The sequence below is a fragment of the Lacticaseibacillus chiayiensis genome (genome assembly GCF_004123795.1).
Taxonomy (GTDB): domain Bacteria; phylum Bacillota; class Bacilli; order Lactobacillales; family Lactobacillaceae; genus Lacticaseibacillus; species Lacticaseibacillus chiayiensis.
Genome location: NZ_MSSM01000009.1, coordinates 36,686 through 58,083 on the forward strand (window position 1 = coordinate 36,686; position 21,398 = coordinate 58,083).

Annotated in this window: 17 protein-coding genes; 6 read left to right on the plus strand and 11 right to left on the minus strand. The window is 48.7% G+C overall.

All coding sequences use genetic code 11. From position 1 onward, the window contains the following. Window positions 1–24: 24 nt before the first annotated feature. The 7 genes from BVJ53_RS04910 to BVJ53_RS04940 all read right to left on the minus strand — a co-directional run bounded on the left by BVJ53_RS04910 (window position 25) and on the right by BVJ53_RS04940 (window position 8,599). A complete protein-coding gene (locus BVJ53_RS04910) occupies window positions 25–1,206 on the minus strand; it encodes an SIS domain-containing protein (RefSeq protein ID WP_129301416.1) in 1,182 nt (393 codons plus the stop codon). A 58-nt stretch (window positions 1,207–1,264) separates the two neighbouring features. Next, the gene (locus BVJ53_RS04915; protein ID WP_129301417.1) at window positions 1,265–1,981 is read right to left on the minus strand and encodes a GntR family transcriptional regulator; all 717 of its coding nucleotides are present in this window, start codon (window positions 1,979–1,981) and stop codon (window positions 1,265–1,267) included. Between the two features lie 549 nt (window positions 1,982–2,530). Beyond that, window positions 2,531–3,502, minus strand: coding sequence for a mannose-6-phosphate isomerase, class I (gene manA, locus BVJ53_RS04920; RefSeq protein WP_167470165.1), 972 nt, complete (start codon window positions 3,500–3,502; stop codon window positions 2,531–2,533). A gap of 426 nt (window positions 3,503–3,928) precedes the next feature. Continuing rightward, window positions 3,929–4,126, minus strand: a complete 198-nt coding sequence (locus BVJ53_RS04925; RefSeq protein ID WP_238150140.1) for a winged helix-turn-helix transcriptional regulator — start codon at window positions 4,124–4,126, stop codon at window positions 3,929–3,931. A gap of 259 nt (window positions 4,127–4,385) precedes the next feature. Then, window positions 4,386–6,104, minus strand: a complete 1,719-nt coding sequence (locus BVJ53_RS04930; RefSeq protein WP_129301419.1) for a family 20 glycosylhydrolase — start codon at window positions 6,102–6,104, stop codon at window positions 4,386–4,388. A gap of 258 nt (window positions 6,105–6,362) precedes the next feature. Then, window positions 6,363–7,013, minus strand: coding sequence for a hypothetical protein (locus tag BVJ53_RS04935; protein ID WP_129301420.1), 651 nt, complete (start codon window positions 7,011–7,013; stop codon window positions 6,363–6,365). 293 nt (window positions 7,014–7,306) lie between these two features. Then, window positions 7,307–8,599, minus strand: a complete 1,293-nt coding sequence (locus BVJ53_RS04940) for an ABC transporter substrate-binding protein (RefSeq protein ID WP_129301421.1) — start codon at window positions 8,597–8,599, stop codon at window positions 7,307–7,309. Between the two features lie 340 nt (window positions 8,600–8,939). On the opposite strand from BVJ53_RS04940, the gene BVJ53_RS04945 reads away from it, so the two are divergent. The 4 genes from BVJ53_RS04945 (at window position 8,940) to BVJ53_RS04960 (ending at window position 14,324) form a co-directional block, all read left to right on the plus strand. Continuing rightward, window positions 8,940–11,327, plus strand: a complete 2,388-nt coding sequence (locus tag BVJ53_RS04945; RefSeq protein WP_129301444.1) for a helicase C-terminal domain-containing protein — start codon at window positions 8,940–8,942, stop codon at window positions 11,325–11,327. Beyond that, window positions 11,305–11,985, plus strand: coding sequence for a hypothetical protein (locus tag BVJ53_RS04950; protein ID WP_129301422.1), 681 nt, complete (start codon window positions 11,305–11,307; stop codon window positions 11,983–11,985). The genes BVJ53_RS04945 and BVJ53_RS04950 overlap by 23 nt, the downstream gene beginning before the upstream one ends. Beyond that, window positions 11,982–12,818 carry a sce7725 family protein gene (locus BVJ53_RS04955; protein WP_129301423.1) on the plus strand — a complete coding sequence of 279 codons (837 nt, stop codon included), beginning with the start codon at window positions 11,982–11,984 and terminating at the stop codon, window positions 12,816–12,818. Before BVJ53_RS04950 ends, BVJ53_RS04955 begins: the two co-directional genes overlap by 4 nt. A gap of 132 nt (window positions 12,819–12,950) precedes the next feature. Continuing rightward, the gene (locus BVJ53_RS04960; RefSeq protein ID WP_129301424.1) at window positions 12,951–14,324 is read left to right on the plus strand and encodes an FAD-dependent oxidoreductase; all 1,374 of its coding nucleotides are present in this window, start codon (window positions 12,951–12,953) and stop codon (window positions 14,322–14,324) included. 161 nt (window positions 14,325–14,485) lie between these two features. On the opposite strand, the gene msp1 is transcribed toward BVJ53_RS04960, so the two are convergent. From msp1 to deoC, 4 genes are all read right to left on the minus strand, one after another. Beyond that, window positions 14,486–15,922 (minus strand): cell wall hydrolase P75, encoded by a 1,437-nt coding sequence (gene msp1, locus BVJ53_RS04965; protein ID WP_129301425.1) that lies wholly within the window; start codon window positions 15,920–15,922, stop codon window positions 14,486–14,488. A gap of 194 nt (window positions 15,923–16,116) precedes the next feature. Next, on the minus strand, window positions 16,117–16,833 hold the full coding sequence (deoD, locus tag BVJ53_RS04970) for a purine-nucleoside phosphorylase (protein WP_129301426.1): 717 nt from the start codon (window positions 16,831–16,833) through the stop codon (window positions 16,117–16,119). Between the two features lie 26 nt (window positions 16,834–16,859). After that, window positions 16,860–18,050, minus strand: coding sequence for a phosphopentomutase (locus tag BVJ53_RS04975; protein ID WP_129301427.1), 1,191 nt, complete (start codon window positions 18,048–18,050; stop codon window positions 16,860–16,862). Window position 18,051: 1 nt separating this feature from the next. Continuing rightward, window positions 18,052–18,717: a deoxyribose-phosphate aldolase gene (deoC, locus tag BVJ53_RS04980; protein ID WP_129301428.1), complete on the minus strand. Its 666-nt coding sequence runs from the start codon at window positions 18,715–18,717 to the stop codon at window positions 18,052–18,054. 422 nt (window positions 18,718–19,139) lie between these two features. Between deoC and BVJ53_RS04990 the strand changes: the two genes are divergently transcribed. Continuing rightward, a complete protein-coding gene (locus BVJ53_RS04990) occupies window positions 19,140–20,456 on the plus strand; it encodes a PTS sugar transporter subunit IIC (RefSeq protein ID WP_129301429.1) in 1,317 nt (438 codons plus the stop codon). After that, complete coding sequence (locus tag BVJ53_RS04995; RefSeq protein ID WP_129301430.1) at window positions 20,449–21,351, plus strand: alpha/beta hydrolase; 903 nt, start codon at window positions 20,449–20,451, stop codon at window positions 21,349–21,351. Before BVJ53_RS04990 ends, BVJ53_RS04995 begins: the two co-directional genes overlap by 8 nt. Window positions 21,352–21,398 lie beyond the last annotated feature (47 nt).

Below are 21,398 nucleotides of genomic sequence, written 5' to 3' on the forward strand. Positions count from 1 at the left end.
AATAACACCTTGACAACGCCAACCTTATTCCTGACCTGAATAATCGTGCAGAATTACGCCTTTAACCACCCGATTAACGGTGCCAGTCGGTGATGGTGTGTCAGGTAAGTTGCCAACCTTGATGGAAGCCAGAAGTGCCAGTGTCTGGGCAAACATCACATCTGGTAATGCTTGATACCCTTCAGGCAGATCTTGTAGGCCATTTTCAAAGTAGAAGCCGTCACCTGAGAAGTTCTGATCTTGCTTCGTGCCAACTGCCATCACTGATGGGGCAATCTTGTCGCCTTTGACTTCTTCAAGTACGTCGATGTCATATTGGCGGGTATAGGCATTGTTGCTGACAAAGTCGAACAGTAAGGTCTTGTCATTCACAAAGCTCTTTGGGCCATGACGGAAGCCCATTGATGTATCAAACATGGTTGCGTATTGGCCGGCCGTCAGTTCCAAAACCTTCAAGCGTGTTTCCCGAGTCAAGCCGCCCAGCGCACCCGATCCCAGATAAACGATCCGTTCGAAGTCGCGGTTGAGGACATTTTGAACTTCGGATTCGCGTTCAACGACTTCCTGGCCCATTGCAGCGATCGCCTTGACCCACTGTTGTTTGTCAGCGTCACTAGCAGTATCAAATACCAGTAATGCGCTCAATGTCATGCAGGAGAAGCTGCCAGTCATCGCAAAGCCTTTGTCGTTAGATCCAGCCGGTTGCAACAGCAGCAAGGTCTTGTCTTCGCTGGCCGATTTCTTAGCCAACTGACCTTCAGGCGCACAGGTAATGCTGATTTGGTAGAGGTTATGCACCACTTGTTCGGCAAGTTCAACGGTTTTCAGGCTTTCCGGCGAATTCCCGCTACGAGCAAATGAAACCAGAATTGTCGGCGTATCAGCTTCTAGAAAATCGTATGGTGCTGATACGATGTCGGTCGATCCGATTGATTCAAACACAAACTTGCTGCGATCGCCATGTGCCCGCAAATACGGGGTTACCGTGTCGCCGACATACTGGGAGCTCCCGGCGCCAGTGAAAATGACCCGAACCTGCTTACCATTGGCGGCATCCGTGACCTGTTTCAAAAATGCGGTGATCTTATCTTTGTCACGAGTGTAGTTATCAAATGCTTCCTGCCACAGCTCTGGCTGCTGTTTAATTTCCGCAGTCGTAATCTCTGCGCCTAATTTGGTTAATTCTTCAGTTGTTTTTTCGAACAAAACTTTCTACCTCCTGCAAAATATAAGTACCGGCTGGCGTTATCAGAAAACGTCTGCTCTAGTGATTAACATGATGAACGTGATAAACAAATTGATCGGCCCGTGCCACGCTCAAGGTATACTCGACGATCTCGCCCGTGTCAGCAAAAGTCGTCCGCTGAATGTTCAAACATGCCGATGCTGGCGCGACTCGGAGCAACTTGGCATCTTCCGCCGAAACCAGACCAGCGAAAAAGGCTTCGTCAACCGAGGCGATATGGATGCCGTAATGTGATTCCAGCCAGTCGTACAACGGCGACTTTTCCAACGCTTCTTTTTCAAGATCCGGCACGGTTAAGGCCGGTAAGTAACTGCGCTCGATCATCATCGGCAATTTGTCGGCAATCCGCAGCCGGTCAAGAACATAAACCGGCGTCTTGGGATCAATACGCATCCGCTTGGCAATGTTTGCCGGTACCGCGATTTTTTCTAGACGCTGAATCTTGGTCACAGGTTGCCGATTCATGGCTAGCATTTGTTTGGTGAAACTGTACGAGCCGCTGACATCGGTTCGCTCATCAAACCGTTCCGCAACAAACGTACCTTTGCCAGTGCTGCGGTATATGAAGCCACGCAGAAACAATTCGTTCAACGCTGCCCGAACCGTGTTACGACTGACATGGTACAGTTCACTAAGATCCCGCTCGGATGGCAACTTGTCATTGGGCTGAAGTTTTTCTTTGATAAATGTCTCCAGCTGATCTACCAACTGTTTAGTCAACGGAATCTTTTCCATATCCTCACCTCCACGTGGTACCAACCACTTGTAGTGTATGCGCTTGCGCTTCTGATTGTCAACGGAAACGAATCAATTCTAATGCGCCGCCTCACACCGCTTATTTGGCGTGATCCATACCACTTGCACGACCGTCTCGCTGACAGAAACACCGTTAACAAGTCTCGTGGCTTTTGACTGTCTTAACCAACTGCTTGATATAAAAATATCTATATGAAAGCGCTCTTATTTTTGGCTAATTTTTTTGGTGTTGACGTATTTAAAAAAGCACTCCTAGAGAAATTCTCTGGAACTGTTTGTGTACAATTGTAGTCCCGTGCCGTGCCAAACGCCGCAATCTCCGGCCAGATGGAGGTGGTGACGCAAAGCTAAAGAAGTGGGCACAAGTCTGAGCCCCGAAACGCTTACGATTGCTCCGCTTTAGCACTAAGGTCTCAAGAATTTTGACAAATTGTCCCTGACGAAACAAAGAACGCACAAAATTCCATCATGGAATCTCGTGCGTTCTTTCTTTGACTGTAAATTATGCCTTGCCTTTCACCCCAAACACTAAGCATCTGCGCCCGGTGTCGAAGTGACAATAGCGAGTTTACCAGTGAACTGCCATGCCTTGATTTGGTTTGGAATCAGGAAGCTATCGCCAGTTTTAATCGGATAATCCTGTCCGTCTGCCGTAAAGGCGCCTTCACCTTCGAGAACGGTTACATTGGTATAAGGTGCTTGCTGGGTAAACGGCATCGTGCCGTCAACATCCAAACGATAAACGGCAAAATGTGGTGACAATGGCGGCTTGACAAATGTCGTGATCTGCCCGCCTTTTACCTGCTCTTTGGTAATGTTTAACTTCGGATCATGGAATGGCACGGTTGTCACGTCAAGGCTTTGCTTAATGTGCAGTTGACGCTTATGGCCTTGATCATCCGTCCGGTCGTAGTCATACAGTCGGTACGTTGTGTCTGAACTTTGCTGGGTTTCCAAGGCAACAATACCTTTGTTCAGCGCATGAATGGTTCCACTTGGCACATAAACGAAGTCTCCTGTTTTAACCGGATATTTGCGCAACAGATGCTCCCAATCACCAGCTTCAATCATTTGCTTAAGTTGTTCACGCGTTTTGGCATGATGGCCATAAATCAGATAAGAACCCGGATCCGCTTGCAAAATGTACCAACATTCGGTCTTTCCCAGTTCACCCTTCGCTTCATGTGCAGCTGCGTAAGCGTCATCGGGATGCACTTGCACACTTAAACTCGCCTCGGCATCCAGAATTTTCACCAAAAGCGGAAATTCCTGACTATGTTGTGGCCCGAAATAAACTGGATCTTCGTGCCAAGCCTCACGTAAGGTCTTGCCTTTAAGTGGTCCATTTTCGATCGTTGCCGGACCATGCGGATGCCCTGAGATGATCCACGCTTCACCGATTTTGCCATCCGGAATATCAAAGCCATATTCGGTTTTAAGCTTCCGGCCACCCCAAATCTTAGGGTTAAAGTAAGGTTTCAAAAATAATGGTTCTGTCAAAAGATCCACTTCCCTTTACATGCGTCTAACACAGTCGATTATGTCATGACTGCGCTTTCCTGTTATCGACTTCCATTATACACGATTGCTCTAGGCCAAACACCTTGAACCCCTATGTGATATGCTAAATTCTTCCTAATTTCAACGTTACTCTGAAGGCATATTTTGACTTTTTAAATCCAGTTTTGAGCTATAGTTCTAACACGCTCGCAAAAATTAGTTTATTTAATCAACTTTTCGTCACATTTTTCCACTAAGATAATTTTTGGTGTTGGAAAACATCGACAGCCCGTTACGCAAAAGATGCGCAGCGGGCTGATTTGTGTTATTCAGCGGATGTCATGCTCTTTTGATGGGCAACGGCGCGCTGTTTGCGAGGCGAACCCTTCCTGACCATGAATGCTTCGCAACAAATGAGCTTTTTGGTCAGCCGGTCCGTCTAAACACGCCCACGTTGCGTTTACGCACCAGTTTGACGGCATATGGCGATAAATCCGCGTCCAGTCGATTTAAGTAATTGCCAACTGTACGCTCGGAAAGTCCGGTTGCTTCGGCGATTTGATCGTAATGAACCGTGCCGTGCTTCAGTAAAAAGTCCAGAATCAATAGTTTCTTATCTTTCAAATTGCCGTTTCCCCCTTTCCAATTAAAAAGTCTAGACCACTAGCAAGCCGCTGCAAACGCTTGCTTTTGCATTTATGAAAGCGCAATTTTTGCACTGCTATGACGTGTTGTTGCCATAAATAGTTGTCGTGACGCATTTAGGGTTTCCTCCTTTTTGATTTGCGAACGCGTTGGTGCTGGCCACTTGATCGGTTTTTGCGCAACCAAAAACCCGTTACGCAATTACGCGCAGCGGGTGTTATTGTCAGTTTGAAAATAACTAATCTGCCATAAGACGGCGCCAGTATAGCAGGCCCATGCTAATGAGTAGGGAAGCGCCTGCGAGCATTAGCGCTGGTGTCGTCGTTTCTGCCGTACTTGGTAACGGCGGTTGCTTGTTTGTCTCTTTTGATGGCGCGGCCGCTGTCGGTTTTGGTGCTGGTGGCGGCGTTGGCGCTCTTGGCGGTGTCGGTTCAAGTGCCAACTCTTTGATGGCTGTTTGAATTGCAGTCGCCATTGCGTCAACCTTACTTTGCTGGGTGATGTCCAAACCGCGTTTTACAGCCGCAATCGCAGCATCAACGGCGGCAAAGTCTTGGTAATGCAGCCGGTCCAATTTTTGGGCGGTCGCAATCGCGGCATCGACTTGACTGTAATCAGCACCACGCAACTGCAGGCCTTTGACGGCAGCGATAATTGCTTGGGCATAGCCATTAACGATTGCCTGCTCATTGGCCTTTTTCCCGCGAATCACCGCATTAAGTGCTGCTTCCAATTTGGCTAACGAAGCATCCGTATACTGACTCAGTTGCCGCGGCACAGTGGCCATCGCGGCGTCAACCTTGCTGTAATCCGCCGGTCGCGGCATGTAAGGGGTATAAGCCGTGGAAAATTGATCCATCAATTTCAACAACGCTGGCATATCCAGCTTTGCACTCGGATTATCGGCCCAAACTGCCTGAACACTGCCGATAATCGGCACCGTACTGCTGGCGCCTGGCACATCCGTAAATTTCTTGCTCTTTAAGCTGGCAACTGCTGTCTCATAACTATACAGATTGCCGGTCATGCGCCCTAAAACCCAGTACCAGCCATCGTTGGTGTTCATGATCTTTAAGCCTTTATTCGCCAGGAATTCCGGCTTGGCAACGTCATAGCCAAACCACCCTGCCGTCCAGTAAGACACAATGAGATTCTGGTCAAACGTGCCAAAATCCGTGCGATCGTTATAATAAATCCCATCGTTAAACACCATTGGCTTCAGTCCGGCATTTTGCGCCATCTGAGCCAAGTCATTTACATACGCCACAAACTTGCGATAGGTGCCACTTTGTTGCAATTTCGCCCAGCCACCGGTATCGACATCGTTGGCATACTCGTCGCTGCCGAAATTAAAAATCGTGGCGTGGTCTTTAAAATAGCTAACGTATTTTTGTAACAAAGCCTTGGTAAACGCAATGGCTGTGTCGTTGTTCAAATCGACCGTGCGCTTGGAGCCATTAAATGCCGGATTTTTGATGCCAAGCTTCGTCATCGCCGTCAAAATAGCGTCCATATGCCCAGGACTATTGATCACCGGAATGATGTTGATGTCACGTGCGGCGGCATATTTTAAAACCGTGTCCATATCGACCTGCGTCAAGGCATTGCCGTTTGGATCGTTATAATAGGCCTGGTTTCCGCCAAGAACCGCTTGCTTAACCGCATCACTTGAATAAGTCTTGCCGTCAACGGTCAGACTCATATCATCCAGCATGAAACGCAGAGCATCATTACCCAATAAAATCTGCACATCGGTGTATCCGTCTGTGTGTGCCCAATCAATGATCGTTTCCAACTGGTCAACCGAAAAGTACTTCCGCCCAGCATCAATCGAAAAGACACTTTGCAAGCGATTATCGGCAGCCGCGACCTGCTTCGACGGCTGCTTCAAACCAACGGCAATACCCAGTAGTACCGCAAGTGCCAAGAGCCAAACATGTATCCCCTGCTTTTTCAATAACTCAACCTCCCCTATGACTGGTGTCTGAAACAAAATTGGCCTATTCCACCAACATCACAAGAATAATATGCAATCGTTTTCATTTCAATTCATTCGGCCGTTTTCACATATCATTCTCACGCTCGCCTCAGACAGCGGCTTTGAATTGGCCTCCTGTCGTTATTCATATCAGTGAAGTCAGTTGCTTTTCTGAACATAAAAATAGCCAGCGATCCAACTAAGTATCGCTAGCTATCGGACACAACCTGTATTTGCTTATTTTTTAGTTGTTTTCCGCGTGGCCGTTTTTTTGGCTGTCGTTGTTTTGGTTGCTGCTTTGCTTGCAGCGGTTGTTTTCTTGGTCGTTTTTCGTGTGGTGGTACGCTTTTTGGTCGCGGTGCGGCGGGGTGATGTTTTGGCTGTCGGCTTCCGCTTGTTGGCTGGCACTTCTTTGACGATTTCTTTAGGCTTGTCCATTTCGGTTTGGATGTGATCCAACTTTTCCTGAATCGACACCATCATCTGGTCATTGATGGTTGCAAAATCCTGCAGATAATCGGCGGCGGTGGCAGCTTCATCAATCCGCAAACCGGAAACATTGATAAATGGGGAAGTCACAATTAAATAAACGCGAACAGGCACAATTTCATCCGGCTCAAGAAAATTCGTAATTTTATTAACGTTGGCAAACGGCAGATTAATCACGCCGGTTTCAACTGTGATCGTGGTCGGCTCAGGAAAGTCGATCACCAAATCGGCCTGAATCAGCTGATCCTTTTCGATGCCGCGGCGGACATCCTCGAACACCTTTGCCATAGCAGCATCAACGCCGTCTTTTTTGAAAGCCGCAGCGGTCAGATGCACTTCCGTATGCTCGAAAGTGCCGGCTAAAACGGCTTCTTGAAACTTGTGTACATTGATTTCCATATCGATATCAAGTCTCCTTTAATGCCTAACAATCCTTCGACCATCATAGCCCACTAAGGATAGATGGTGCAAATGATTCAAGGGAACTTTCGAATTCATATAGAAGCAAACAAAAAGAACGAACCCGAATTAGCGATTCGTTCTCTGTTGCGTCATGGAAAATTTATAAGCATTCTTGAATTGTAGGCCAGATGAGTCTCAGTCGTGCCCACCACTCTAGCTTCGCGGTCACCAGGCAGATGGCCGGAGATTGCGGAGTTTGGCGCGGTCCAGAACTAATTAGGCTACAACTACTACTGATTTGCTTTCAAAATCTTCTCAGTCTCTTTCTGCAACTGATCAAAAGCAGTCTCGCCGCTGACATTCTTCGTCAAGGTGCTGTCAACCGCGCTCATAAGGTCGTTGCGGTAATCGGTGTAGCCAGCAAAGACGGTTGACGCAAAGCTTTGCGGTACAGCAGAAACGGCTGCTTTGTATTGTTCGTGTGTCTTCAAGTAATTCTTAAAGCCGGCACTGTTAGATGCGCTCTTGGTCACTGGCACATAACCGGAATCTTCTGCCCACTGCGCTGCGTTTTCCGACTTCAGCAGGAATTTCTGGAATGCCCATGCGCCATCCTGCTGAGCCTTGGATGCGCCTTTGAACAGCACATTGTAGTTCCCGTTCAATGGATTGCTGCGCTTGCCTTCATACTCAGGGATAACTGCGGTGCCCCATTCGAGATTCTTGGGTGCCTGTTGCAGTAAGACCGGAACAGTTGCCGAGGATCCGATGCCAAAGACAGCCTTGCCATTTGCAAACGGCACGCTAAAGTATTGATCTTCGCCCGCCGTCTTCAGCGCGCCACTCTTACGCAGATCAAGAATTTGGTTCACGGCGGCTAACGTCTTCGGTGCGTTCAGGTTTGCCTTCAATTTCGGCGTAATCAGCTGACTGCCTGCACCGTATGCCATTCCTTCTAACGGAACATCATAACTTTGATCCAATTCGACCGCGTTAATATCGGTTCCCTTTAACTTGTCCTGATCAGCGGAAAAATCAGTCCATGTCTTTGGCATACTGATGTTGTATTGTGACATCAGGCGCTTGTTATAAAAGAGCACTGAAGTCGAAACCGAAAATGGCAGGCCATAATACTTGCCTTGATACTTGCCAGCCGCCAAAAAGCTTGGGTAAATATCTTTCAACTGACTGCTGCTTAACTTATCCGAACCATCCAACATTTCCGGATCAAATGGTAATAGCAACTTATTCTTCACATAGTCGCCAATGTTGGTATACGGCGACTGCGCCATGGTCGGCAGGGTTTTGGATTTACCCGCTGCCATGATTTTTTGCTGCAACGCGTTATAGGAACCTTGTGAGGTTGCAACCACCTTGTACTTCTTTTGGCTTTGATTAAACTTCGTGATGAGCTTGTTCAACGCCTTATCATAAGAACCGGTCATGCGGTGCCAGTATGTAATTTTCACTGGTGCACTGGATGACGACGATTTTGCTGCTGAATTCTGCTTGCCGCAAGCTGTCAACAAGACCAAAATCGCACCCATAAAACCTAATAAACGCCAGAAACTTGTCTTTTTCATCCTATGTCCCTCATTTGATGTCGCGGCTTACCGATCGACAGTGTTTGCAAGCCGCCGTATTTGTCATATGTCTTGACACCCCCTATTATGCCTCTAATTGGTATAAAAGCAAAGTAACATCGGAAATTCATTAATAAACATGCGCCGTCCATTCCTTAAACAGAATGTATGTTCTATACTGAAAGCTAGTTATATTGGAACACAGCATTAATGCGTTCACCGGCGCAGGAGCTTGCGTGTAAGGACCTCGGTCGCAATGGCCTAAGCCCGGGCCATCACGTCCAAGGCCACTTACACTCCGATTTCTAACCGCGCCGGTTCACGCTCAGGAGGTTTGATGATGGCGCACAATCGTATCGGTATTCGTGAATTTGTTGAGCTAACCGTTCGTACCGGCGATCTCAATCCGATCACCAGCAATTCAAATAATACCGCCATCATCGGCAGCCAGATTCACCGCAAGCTGCAAGCCGCCCACCAGGAATCTGACTATGAAAAAGAAGTTTATCTAAAAACCACGGTCACTGTTGGAGATGAGGATTATCAGTTGGAAGGTCGGGCCGATGGGGTCTGGACCGATGATGACAAGACGCTGACTGTCGAAGAAATCAAAACCAGCGCCCGGCCATGGGAAGAGTGTACGCCAAACACCAAAGATCGCTACTGGGCCCAGGCGCGCATTTACGGTCATCTGCTTTGTCAGCAACGCCACCTTGACCGCGCAAACATTACGCTAGTGTACGTTCAAGCCAGCACTGACACTATCAGCCGTTTCACTGAAACCAAAACTGCTGCCGAGTTGGCCGTTGACTTCGCCGATTTACTGACCGAATTTACCGATTGGCTCAAGTTGCGCAGTGACATTATCAAGCGGCGCAATATGTCGATTGATAAGCTTGATTTTCCTTTTCCGCAATATCGTGCTGGACAGCATGAATTCGCGGCGGCAGTTTATAAAGCCATTTACAGCAGCGCACGCCTTTTTGTCCAAGCGCCCACCGGTACCGGCAAAACGATTTCGACACTGTTTCCGACCGTTAAAGCCATGGGTAGCGGCTTGATTCAACGGGTGTTCTATTTAACGGCTAAGCAAAGTACCCGGCGTGTGGCCGAGCAAGCGATGGCATTAATGGCGGGGTCCGGACTTAAGGCCAAAAGTATCACGCTAACAGCCAAGGATACGATCACGTTTGCCGATGAACCGGACGATCCCAGTCAAAATCCTTACATGCTGGGCTATTATGACCGTTTGAAACCAGCACTGCATGATCTTTTGGCACATGAAGATCAAATTACGCGTTCCGTCATTGAAACCTACGCGCGAAAACACACCGTCGATCCATTTGAGTTTTCGCTAGACGCCAGCCTGTTTTGTGACGTTATTATTTGTGATTACAATTATTTGTTTGATCCCCTGGTCTTCTTGCAGCGGTTCTTTAGTGATGCCGATGATCGTCAGTTTTTCTTGGTTGATGAAGCTCACAATCTTGTGAGTCGTGCACGAGACATGTACACCGTCAGTATCACCGATCACGACTTCACCAACCTCAAGCAGGCGCTCATCCCCTATAAAGGTGCGGCGCTGACCAAGTTGCGCCGTGCCGTCACCCGGATCATCAACACCATGACAGCCGTGGCCGATCAGCGGTTAGCCAGTCAGCCGCTTGTTTTTGATGAGGCGCCACTTGACGAACTCACCAATGTCCTCGCCAAGTTTACTGAAGTCGTTCATGATTGGCTGGCTGAACCGCCGACCCCATCCCTGCAGCCTGCTGTTGACCTCGTGCTGCCGGTTTTCTTCCTGGCCAACCAATATTTGCGCATCGGTGACTTTTACGATGAGACGTTCAAAACCGAAATTGCCAAGGATCATGGCGTCATCCTAGTCAAAGAACTGTGTCTGGATCCCTCGCATTTCGTCGATGCATCATTGAAAAAAGGCCGCGGTGCCGTGTTGTTTTCTGCCACTTTATCGCCGATGCCGTATTTTCAAAAGTTACTTGGCGGCGTTGACAACAGTCTGACTTACGCCTTACCGTCACCGTTTGATCCGAAAAATCAGGCCGTCATTGTTGATGCCAGTGTCAACACCACATATCGTCGACGCGAGCAGGATCTGCCACAACTGATTGCGAGTCTCACAACCTTAGTTAGCGCCAAAAAGGGTCATTATCTTTTCTTTTTCCCGTCCTATGCCTATTTGAAAATGGCTTACGATGCGTTTACCGCTGCCAACCCCACGCTCAAAACCTGCGTCCAGGAAAATGCCATGACCGAAGCGGATCGCCAGGCGTTTCTGGATCATTTTAAAGCAGGAGAAGACTCGGTCATTGGCTTTGCCGTGCTCGGCGGTATTTTTGCGGAAGGCATCGATCTACGCGGTGCTCAGCTGATCGGTGTTGCCATTGTTTCGGTTGGCTTACCGGGACTCAATGCGGAAACCGATCAGTTGCGGGATTATTTTGACCACAGCGCTGGTCAGGGATTTGCCTACGCGTATCAACTGCCAGGGTTTAACAATGTCTTGCAAGCGGGTGGCCGTGTGATTCGCGGTGCCAATGATGTTGGGGTGATTTTGCTCATCGATGAACGGTTCGTGACGCCACGTTATGCCCGACTATTTCCGGATCACTGGACTCATGCGCAAGTTAGCTACAACACCAACCAACTCGCTCAGTTACTCACTCACTTTTGGGAGGCGCATCATGAAGACCCAGCTCACACGTGATCTTGAAAAAACGCTATATGCATACTGGCAGGAGCAAGGCGCTACAGCTGTTGAAGAAGTGACGATGCCTGATGATTTCGGCATTGTCGATACCCTTGTGCGGCAAAAGCAGGGAACCGAGACAATTTGGCGCTGCTTTGAACTAAAAGTGACAAAGGCGGACTTTCACAGTCAGGCGCGGTTAAGCTTCATCGGTCATTACAATTATTTCGTGTTGCCGCAGCGACTTTATCACGCGGTCGCATCTGAAATTCCGACTGGTATCGGCGTGTTTGTCTACCAACCATTTTCCAAAGCTGCCATTGCCGCCAGTGCTGTTCCGGTGATCACGCCGGGTACACTGACCATTGCAAAAATGGCGCGGCGCCAAGACTTACAAGTACCTGAAGACCAGTTAACCGATCACTTCATCGCCAGCCTCAATCGTGAAGTGCTCAAAGCCAAGCAGGTCGCCAAAGGACTCGGACAATTTTCGACTGCGGAACTGTTCAGCGAGCTACGCAAACGGACCGCTGACTATGACATTTATCATCCCGAAAAGAATCTTTATGACCAGTTTGTCGATGAACTCGACAATACGACCATCACCGCGCTTCAGGAAGAAATCGACGCACTCAATGCAGAAGTGGCAACATTGAAAATGGATCGCTTATCATGAATTATTTCCCAGTCATCCGTGGAAAATTATACGATTTGGCAGCAATCACTGCCTTAGCGAACAGTCAGCGACTACCCACCACAGTCATTCCAGTGCTTGAGCCTGTCAAAGATACCCCCGGTTTGACCAAAGCCACGCAAGCATTAGCAAAAAACGCACATGCAGCCTACGTCATTCAGAATCCACAAGTCGGCACGTATCGTTTATTGGCAACGCCGCGTCACCTACCGATGCTGAGCCCATCAGTGCAGGTCGCGCGAATTTTTGATGCCCGGCCAGCACCGTTGATCATCGCTGCCACCGCCGCCCAAGCCAAGTTGCTGACACGCCGCCAACTCGCTTTAGTGCCTGATGAAGCGCGGGTTCGGCAGTTAGGTCTGCGGCGGGCCGTGTATCTCAATGATCACTTCACTGTCTATTCGCATACGTCAGCGTACGGCTTGTTGCAAGACGAGTTTTATCAATACCCGCCGAACATGTTGCCTGGCGTTGGCTTTGCCGACTATCCGCTGGCAACCTCAGACTATTTTGAGCACGGTTTCCCTCAGCGCGCCTTGGCGATTCACTTAGTCTACCCCGCGATAGACGGCTCCTTACGACTGCATCATTTTGTCTCCGTCAACAATGAAGATTTCACCAACCCGCAAGCCAAGTTTTTTGAAATACTCACGCAACTCGCCGCTTGGCTGCCTCATCATCCCCAAGTGCAAACAGCCGGCGTGACGGCGCTCATGAAAGCCGCTACCGATCACCATTTTCCCGGCTTAGGCGTCATCCGAAAGTTCCAGTTGATGCACCACTTAGAAATGATTGGTCGCTGGCTGCAAGATTAACAGCACATGCTGAAAACGCTTCTTAACTATTTTTTCACAAAAAAGGTACTAAACAATATAGCCGTGCACAATTAATTGTGTTACACTTTCTTTGTGAAATCATTATCAAAAACACAAAGGAGCGATCTAACTATGAAAATTATTGTTATCGGTGCCACCCATGCTGGTACGTTCGCGACCCAACAGATTCTAACTGAGCACCCAGACGCAGACGTCACCGTTTACGAACGCAACAACAACCTGTCGTTCTTATCCTGTGGCATCGCCTTGTGGGTTGGTGATCATGTCAGCGATCCCAACAAAATGTTTTATTCCAGCCCTGAGGCACTTGCCAAGCTTGGCGCCAACATGCAAATGGAACATGACGTCCTCAGCGTTGACCCCGATGCCAAAACCGTTGAAGTCAAGGATCTAAACACTGGCAATATCACCACCGATACTTATGACAAACTGGTTTACACCACCGGTTCCACTCCGATCGTTCCAAATATTCCGGGCATTCATGATACGAGTGTCCACCTGTGCAAGAACTGGCAAGATGCCAAATCCTTGAAAGATCTGGCGCCGAGCATTAAAAGTGCGATTGTCATCGGTGCCGGTTATATCGGCGCTGAACTTGCCGAACAATTTGCCTTAACCGATAAGCAGGTCACATTGATCGACGGCCTACCGCGGGTGTTGGCCAAGAATTTTGACGCCACCATCACTGACCGGGTTGAAAAGCTTTATACCGATCACGGCGTTCATTTAGCGCTCGGTGAAATGGTCAGCGGGTTTGCAAAAAATGATCAAGGTGAGACGGTGGTTAGAACCGACAAAGGTAGCTATACCGCGGATATTGCGATTTTGTGCACCGGCTTCCGGCCGAATACAGATTTGCTAAAGGATCATCTCGACACCCTGCCAAACGGCGCGATCATCACCGATGCGTACATGCAAACCAGTGATCCGGCTATTTTTGCCGCCGGTGATACAGCAGCTGTTCACTATAATCCTACTGGTAAGTCTGATTACATTCCATTAGCCACCAACGCCGTCCGCCAAGGCATTCTGGTCGGTAAAAACATTGTGGCGCCAACCGAGAAATACCTCGGCACGCAAGCAAGCTCAGCAGTTGAACTTTTTGATCATGCCATTGCTGCATCCGGCCTCACAACCGAAGGAGCCAAGGCACGTGGTCTGAAGCTCGATAGTGTCACCATTGAGCAAGACTATCGCCCAGACTTCATGCTCACCACTACGCCGGTTCTGTGCAGTCTGACCTGGGATCCGCAAACCCACGAAGTCAAAGGTGGTGCATTCTACTCCAAGCATGACATCAGCCAAAGTGCCAACGTCATCTCTCTAGCCATCCAAACTCACATGACCATCGAAACCCTAGCGATGGTCGACATGCTATTTCAGCCAAACTTCGACCAGCCGATCAACTGGGTCAATGCTGTGGCGATGGCGGCGGTTGAAAAAGCCGACGCAGCTGAGAAGGCGCCAGTGGCCGAAACTAACTAAAACTTGCACTTCCCGTTTATCTATCTTTTCATAGACGCATTAAAGCCCTCAGGAATATCCCGAGGGCTTTTCTGTGCCGAACATGTGCCAACTGTGCGATTGTAAAAAAAGAACGCCTTATTAAAAGACGCCCTTCTCCGAAAAAACCGATCCAATTAAGTTTACAGATTCGGACGAACCGCGAAGTCAGGCATGAAGTAGTTCACTGCCGTGTACTTAACGTTTTCACCAGGTTGTGGTGCCTGAATCATGGTACCACCACCGATGTAGAGTGCAACGTGATATGTTGCACCATGACCACCCCAGAAGAGCAAATCGCCTGGTTGAAGCGCACTCAGAGAAACTTGTTGACCTGAAGACTCTTGTGGCACAGTCCAACCACCGATATTAACCCCTGCACCATGCAGGAATGCATAGTACATTAAGCCTGAGCAATCAAAGCTGTTAGGACCCTTGCCACCCCAAACATATGGCTTGCCGATCTGCTGTTCAGCAATCGAGATAACAGCTTGAACCTTAGCCTGCCGTGAAGTACTTGTTACAGTAGGTGTTTGGGTTTGAGTTTGAGTTTGGGTTTGAGTTTGAGTTTGAGCAACAGGTGCCGTGTAAGCAGCCTCTGCAACATTATTATTTTGCTGTTGACTTAACTGTGTTGTTTGTACCGTGGTTGATGAAGCCGGAGCAGGTGTCGCGCTTGCTTCAGACTCCGGTGCGGCTGAACTTGCAGCTGGTGCCGGTGTCGGTGCTGCTGGTGCTTGACTTGGCTGTGCTGCTGAGCTTGAAGCAGGTGCTTGTGATGCCTGACTCGCTTGTGACGACGGTGCAGCGCTAGAAACCGGTGCCGGTGATGAAGGTGCCTGGCTTGGCTGTGCTGCCGAGCTTGAAGCAGGTGCTTGCGGTGCCGCAGATGATGCCGGCGCCGCTACGCTGGATGCCGTCGACTGTGGTGCGGTTGACTGCGGCGCAGCTGCTACCGGTGTCGTGCTGACAAAGCGTGAAGGTACGTAACCGCCATTAGCCAGTTGGTACCATGTTTCACCATTTGCTTGCTGTTGAGCCGCAGCAGTTACTGATTGACGACCTTCAAGATATTGGCCGGTTGCATGACCATACGCAGGCGTTGCCCAAACCGTCACAGCCGAACCAACATTCTTAACATAAAGTTGAATGTTAGCGCTTTGTGTGGTTGCTGGCGATGTTGCAGTCGTTGCCTGGCTGGCAGGTGCTTGGCTTGCCGGTGCCTGGCTAGCATGCGCCTGACTTGAGCTAGCTGTCGATGCTGGTGCTTGAACTTGGGCTGACTTCCCGTCAACGTTCAAATAGATTTCTGGAATCCACTGATTGTCCCCGATTTTGTACCAGGTTGCACCATTATGATCGACTGTTTTACCTAATAGTTGCACCGTGTCGCCAAACGTCACGTAGCGTTTTACGTGGTTCCATGATGGACTATTCCATACGGTGGTCGCACCGGTCTTGTAATTAACTGTTCCCGTTGTTGATGCGGAAACAGTATTTGCACCGGTAGCTAAAGCCGCCAGACCGGCAGCACCAACAAATCCTGCCGTTACTGACCATACTTTTTTAGATTTTACCATGTATGTACTCCTCCATTCCTAGACTGTGAATAATTGCATGAGACTGAATTTTTAAAATTCAATTGGCATTTACCTTTTCTTAAGAAACCATATACAGAATAACACGTTTTCCAGTCGTTCGCATATTAAATTGTTGTTACAGCCAAAAAACAATTAGTTAATGCTCATTGGTATAATTAAAACTTATACGTTATTTAACGTACACGAACCTTTTTAGCGACGCCAAGTGCTATTCCGATCATGTCATTGAAGCTGGTCTGACGCTCTTGAGCAGTGGTTTCTTCACCTGTGATCAAATGGTTTGAGACGGTGAGGATCGATAACGCCTGAACATGGAACTTCGCCGCGAGTAGATAAAGCGCTGGTGTCTCCATTTCGGTTGCCAGCACCCCATAATCAATCAGCTTTTGGCGGTCCATTTCGTCGTTGTAAAAGCGGTCTTCGCCGAGAACGTTACCAACATGATAGCGGATTTCACTTTCATCTGCCAAGTTTGCTGCTTCACGCAACAGCTGGAAATCTGCCAGCGGCGCAAAATACATGCCCGCTCCAAAAGTATTCAAAATAATACTGCTATCTGTCGACGAGCCTTGCGCCAGCACCACATCACGAATCTTGACATCCTTACCCATGCCGCCAGCCGTGCCAACGCGAATCAGTGTCTTGACGCCATATTCCTGAATCAGCTCATTGACGTAAATCGAAATCGATGGTATGCCCATCCCCGTTGCCTGAACCGACACGCGCCGGCCTTCAAACGTACCAGTGTAGCCAAAAGCGTTGCGAACCGTATTGTAACGCGTCACATTTTCCAAAAAGTTCTCGGCAATGTACTGGGCGCGCAATGGATCGCCTGGCAACAACACCACATCTGCAATGGCACCTTTTGAAGCTGCAATATGTGTACTCATGATTGATCCCCTTTCACTGGGTCGTGTTATTTTAACAATCTCAGAAATGATTGGCCGACCTGATTGCCACGGACACCAAAATTATCGAGAATCGTGGCGCCTAAATCAGCAAATGGCGACCGAACACCCAAATCACCATTGCCAACGAATTGCTTGCTGTAAGCCAACAATGGCACATATTCACGCGTATGATCCGTCCCGCGGAAAGTCGGGTCGTTCCCGTGGTCTGCTGTGATCATAAGTAAATCGTCACGACGCAAAGCCGTCAGTAAATCGCCTAACTGTCGATCAAACGTCATTAACGCCTCGCCATCACCTTGGACATTGCGCCGGTGGCCATACATGGCATCGAAGTCGACCAGATTCGTGAAGATAAAACCTTTACGGTCGGATTTCGCTGCCTCAATCGTTTTATCCATGCCATCTGTGTTGCTGACGGTGTGCACGCCGTCATCTAAACCTTGTCCTGAGAAAATATCATTGATTTTCCCGATGCCGTAAGTCGGCACGCCAGCTCCTTGCAGGCGATCAAGGTCAGTTGGCTTGTCTGGCTGCAACGTGTAATCGTGGCGATCACTGGTGCGGGTGAAAGTCGTCGGATCGGTGCCGACATACGGACGGGCAATGACGCGCCCGATCCGGTATGGGGCGTCAATCGTGATACTCCGGACATAACGGCAAATCCGATACAACTCATCAAGCGGGATCACATCGGTTTGCGCCGCGATTTGCAACACGGAATCGCCAGACGTATAAACGATGAGATCGCCGGTTTTAATCTGCCGCTCGCCATAATCCTTAATGGCTTCAGTGCCGGAATATGGTTTATTAAGAATAACTTTGCGTCCGGAAAAATCTTCAATTTGCTTAATCAAATCGGCCGGAAAGCCCTCAGGAAAATAGCCAAGAGGTTCCGTCACCGGCAGCCCCATCATCTCCCAATGACCATCCATACTATCTTTACCGGCAGAAATTTCCGCCATTTTACCAAAATAACCGCCGGGACTCCCTAGTGGGCCAACACCAGCGATGGGAGTTTTACGATCGATATTGCCCAGTCCGATCGCCTGCAGGTTCGGCAATGCTAATTTTCCGCCAAAATAGTCGCCAATGTGGCCTAATGTATCGGCACCTTCATCATGAAACTTGGCCGCATCCGGTGCTTCGCCAATGCCGATTGAGTCTAAAACAATGGTAATGATTCGTGCAAATGCCATATTATGCCTCACCCGCTTCTTTCAAAATCTGTACACCAGCGCTTGCCCCTAGCCGATCAGCGCCGGCTTCAATCAAAGCCTTGGCCTCGGCATAGGAATGAATGCCGCCAGCCGCTTTAACACCGAGCTTGTCGCCGACTGTCTGCCGCATCAACGCAACATCATGAACTGTTGCCCCGCCCGCAGCAAAACCGGTTGACGTCTTGACAAAATCAGCGCCGGCAGCAGCTGCCAGCTTGCAGGCCGTCACCTTTTCTTCATCCGTTAACAAAACCGCTTCAATGATGACTTTCAACAAGCCGCTTTTGGCATGGGTCATATCCGCAACTGCCTGAATATCAGCGCGAACATGGTCATCATGGCCTGCTTTTAGCTCGCCGATGTTCAAGACCATGTCAATTTCCTTTGCGCCTTTATCAAGCGACTGACCCGCTTCAAAGACCTTCGTTTGCGTGGTGTTGGCACCAAGCGGGAACCCAATCACGGTGCAAACATTGACATCCGTATCGTGTAAGCTGGCCGCAGCCCGAGCGACCCAATAAGGATTGATGCAAACCGAGGCAAAATCATACTGCTTTGCCTGATCCAAGACGACATCAATCTGGTCTTGGGTTGCATCCGGTTTTAATAAGGTGTGATCAATATACTTTGCCAATGGTTTATTCATTATTTAGCCTCCAAAAGTAAGAGCGTGAGCCGGCGCGCTTAGGAGTCGGAGTGTAAGTGGCCTTGGGCGTGATGGCGGGGTCTTTGCCATTGCGACCGAGGTCCTTACACGCAGGCTCCTGCGCCGGCGAACGCGTTTCCGTTTATTGTCTTAACTTAAGAATACCATGGTAGGGAAGCCCTTGCATGCCAGAAAAAAAGAGCGTGAGCTGACGCGTTTAGGAGCCGGAGTGTAAGTGGCCGATCAAGGTCCTTACATGCAGCTCCTGCGCCAGCGAATGCGTTTCAGTTCTCATTGCGAGCGTGCTTAGTAATTCGTTAAGCCCGTGGTGATTCCGACTTAAAGCTACTCGCCTACATTAATATTTGTTAGAATAACCTTAATAGTACTTCATCAAATAAAAATTAAGGGAGATGGCAGCAATGAGCAATCTCATGAAAAGATTGCTTCCCATGCTCGTAACAAACAGTGTTCGACTGCGGCATAACCGCATTTATCGTGCACTTCAACAAACCTTTGCCGTCATTTTCCCGTTTGTCATTGTCGGTGCGTGGGCGCAGATGCTCGAACAAAGCGTCTTTTCGCGTAACGGCTTTTTTGCGGTTATCTACAATCTCGACAACGTCATCCCGCACTACAACCAGATTCGCACGCTCTTGCTCATTGTCGAGACCGTAACTATCAACATGATGTCTGTCATGGCTGCCTTCTTTGTGGCAAAGTATATGGCCCGATCGTATAAAAAAGATGATTCGTTGGCAGGGCTTACTAGTGTAGGGGCTTTTTTGATTCTAAATTTTAATGCGCAGCGCAATGCCCAGTCGTCATTTCAGACGAATAATTTCGGCTATCGTGGGTTATTTATCGCGATTGTTTTCGGCTTGCTTATAGGTTGGGTGTTCCGTTTCACCCATGCTGATTTTGAGGAACCTTCGCACCACTATACTATCGCCGGTTTAATCAGTCGCGGGTTGCGTGGCACCTGGTTAACTATATTGATTCTCATTGGCAGTGTTGCGATTACATACGGTCTCAGCCGAGTATCAACGGAAGGATTTATCGGCCTTTTTTATGTGGTTTTCCAAATGCCCGCCACCAACATCCCCCATGTATCGCTTCGACTCGCTTTGGTCACGACGATCAACGCGCTGATGTGGTGGACAGGGATTGAAGGCCCAATTAATCCGCTGATGGTACAAGCAGGAAGCACTACCAGCACAGCCAATTTGAATTACGCACTGGAACACGCTAACTTGTTCAACGTGCCCAATCCGATTACTATAAATACGATTTATCATCCTTTTGCCAGTTTTGGCGGTGTCGGCATGACACTGGCGTTGATCATCGCCACGCTGTGGGTAGGCAGATCCAAACCGTTGCGCCGGATTGCCGGGCTCTCGCTTCTCCCGGGTCTGGTCAATATCAGTTTACCGGTCATGATCGGGTGGCCGGTGACGCTTAACCCGATTTTGCTCGTGCCATTTTTGACTACGCCTTTGGTGAACATGGCTATTGCCTGGACTGCCATCCGCTTGCGCCTTATGCCACCCTCGGTTTACACGATTCCGACGACCACGCCGGGACCTTTGGCAGCGTTTCTGGGGACAAATGGTAATTTGGTCGCCTTAATTGTGGCCGTCATTTGCCTAATCGTCTCGGTTCTCATTTATGCACCGTTTATCCGATTGGCAGAAACCATTAATCTTGAATCTGCGAAAGTCGGTGATCATCATGATTAAACATTGGCGCAGATGGCTGCTTATTCTTTTCAGCATTCTAGCCATCGGAGCGGTTGTGTTTCCTGCAACCAAATGGATGGCCCAAAACGTCAAATCGGCGCGGGTTGTTCATAATTCCCGCATGCAACCGATCATTTTAATTCCTGGAAGCTCGGCTACCGAAGATCGGTTCAACAGCTTAATCACACAACTCAATCATCAGACAAGCGGTCATAGTCTTCTGAAGATTACGGTGAAAACAAATGGTAAGCTAACATATAGTGGCAAAATTGCTGCGCGCGATACTGAACCTTACATCGTTGTGGCGTTTGAAGACAACAAAGATGGTTATAACAACATCAAAAAACAGGCGGCGTGGTTTAACATTGCCTTCAAGCAGCTGACCAAAACTTATAGCTTTAATCGTTTCCGCGGCATTGGGCACAGTAACGGCGGTCTCATTTTCACTCTTTTTTTAGAAAAATATTACAGTGAGTATGACGTGCAAATGACTAGACTCATGACAATCGGGACACCATACAACCTTGAAGAAAGCAATCCTAACAACCGCACCCAAATGCTGAATGACTTCATCACCAGTCGTGACAAGTTGCCAAACACCCTGACTGTTTATTCGATTGCCGGAACCGAAAATCTCGATGGTGACGGCACCGTACCAATAGAAAGTGTAGAGGCTGGTAAATATATTTTCCAAAATCAGGTTGCTCACTATACTCAGATTACGGTTTCAGGCGATGAGGCGGGACACAGCGAATTACCACAAAACCGGCAAATTGTTAATTTGATCAGCCAGTACATGGTCGCAACACCAAATCAACAAGGTGTTCGTCCAGGACAAGGTGGTAGCGGCCGCGGTGTTGGTCCAGCGCCACGTGACGGGACGCAGAATCCTTGATGAATAAGCTGTGCTAAATAAATTGACGCACAAAAAAACAGGTCGAT

Coding starts and splice junctions, on each gene's coding strand:
- BVJ53_RS04915 (WP_129301417.1), bottom strand. CDS start 1,981: ATGGAAAAGATTCCGTTGACTAAACAGTTGGTAGATCAGCTGGAGACA.
- BVJ53_RS04935 (WP_129301420.1), bottom strand. CDS start 7,013: ATGGAAATCAATGTACACAAGTTTCAAGAAGCCGTTTTAGCCGGCACT.
- BVJ53_RS04940 (WP_129301421.1), bottom strand. CDS start 8,599: ATGAAAAAGACAAGTTTCTGGCGTTTATTAGGTTTTATGGGTGCGATT.
- BVJ53_RS04945 (WP_129301444.1), top strand. CDS start 8,940: ATGGCGCACAATCGTATCGGTATTCGTGAATTTGTTGAGCTAACCGTT.
- BVJ53_RS04950 (WP_129301422.1), top strand. CDS start 11,305: ATGAAGACCCAGCTCACACGTGATCTTGAAAAAACGCTATATGCATAC.
- BVJ53_RS04955 (WP_129301423.1), top strand. CDS start 11,982: ATGAATTATTTCCCAGTCATCCGTGGAAAATTATACGATTTGGCAGCA.
- BVJ53_RS04960 (WP_129301424.1), top strand. CDS start 12,951: ATGAAAATTATTGTTATCGGTGCCACCCATGCTGGTACGTTCGCGACC.
- msp1 (WP_129301425.1), bottom strand. CDS start 15,922: ATGGTAAAATCTAAAAAAGTATGGTCAGTAACGGCAGGATTTGTTGGT.
- deoD (WP_129301426.1), bottom strand. CDS start 16,833: ATGAGTACACATATTGCAGCTTCAAAAGGTGCCATTGCAGATGTGGTG.
- BVJ53_RS04975 (WP_129301427.1), bottom strand. CDS start 18,050: ATGGCATTTGCACGAATCATTACCATTGTTTTAGACTCAATCGGCATT.
- deoC (WP_129301428.1), bottom strand. CDS start 18,717: ATGAATAAACCATTGGCAAAGTATATTGATCACACCTTATTAAAACCG.
- BVJ53_RS04990 (WP_129301429.1), top strand. CDS start 19,140: ATGAGCAATCTCATGAAAAGATTGCTTCCCATGCTCGTAACAAACAGT.
- BVJ53_RS04995 (WP_129301430.1), top strand. CDS start 20,449: ATGATTAAACATTGGCGCAGATGGCTGCTTATTCTTTTCAGCATTCTA.